We start from the raw sequence: 850 nt of genomic DNA, 5'->3' as shown, positions 1-850 counted from the left end.
ACGCCGAGGGCGGCGGCCGCGGCCTCGCAGTCGGCGCGCCGGGCGCCGTACTCGCCCGAGGCGTGCGCGTGCGGCGCCCGGGTGTCGATGACCAGCAGCTCCAGGTCGTGCGCCGGCAGGTCGAAGGGGACCAGCTCGACGGTGTCGCCGCGGGTGTCGAGGAACACCAGCCGGCCGGCGCGCCCGTGCATCGAGGCCATCTGGTCCATGCCGCCCGTGGGGGCGCCGACGAACTCGTTCTCCGCGCGCCGCGCGATCCGGGCCAGCGTGGTCGGGTCGACGTCGGCCCCGGCGAGCCCGGCGAGCGCGACGCCGACCGCGCACTCCACCGCCGCCGACGACGACAGCCCGGCCCCGACCGGCACGTCGGAGTCCAGCTCCAGCTCCACCTCGCCCACCGGGTAGCCGGCCTCGCGGAACGCCCAGCAGGTCCCGGCCACGTAGGCCGCCCAGCCGGGCACCTCGCCGGGCACCACGGAGGCCGCGGAGAACTCCACCGGGGCGCCCGGCTCCTGCACCGACCGGACCCGGCTGCGGCCCCCGGCCGCGGGCGCCGCGGCGACGACGGCCCGGTGCGGCAGCGCGAAGGGCAGCACGAAGCCGTCGTTGTAGTCGGTGTGCTCGCCGATCAGGTTGACCCGCCCGGGGGCGAACCAGACCCCGGTCGGGGCCGCCCCGTGACGGGTGGCGAAGGCGTCGGCGACGGTGGACATGGCAGCTCCGGACGTACTGGTGCGTGGTCGGTGGCATGGTCGGGACGGATCCCGCGGCAGGTGGCGGCCGGGGGCGCGGGCACGGTAGCCGACCCCTGCGCCGGGTGGCCGGGGCGCCGGGGCACGATGACGGCCGT

General features: G+C 78.1%; 1 protein-coding gene. It reads right to left on the bottom strand.

From position 1 onward, the window contains the following. Positions 1-713: galactokinase (locus GTW08_RS16920; RefSeq protein WP_275938989.1), on the bottom strand; the 713-nt coding region annotated here is incomplete at its 3' end. Positions 714-850: the final 137 nt, after the last annotated feature.

This window comes from Pseudonocardia sp. SID8383, assembly GCF_009864975.1.
Lineage (GTDB): Bacteria > Actinomycetota > Actinomycetes > Mycobacteriales > Pseudonocardiaceae > Pseudonocardia > Pseudonocardia alni.
This window is presented reverse-complemented; position numbering and strand designations above follow the sequence as displayed.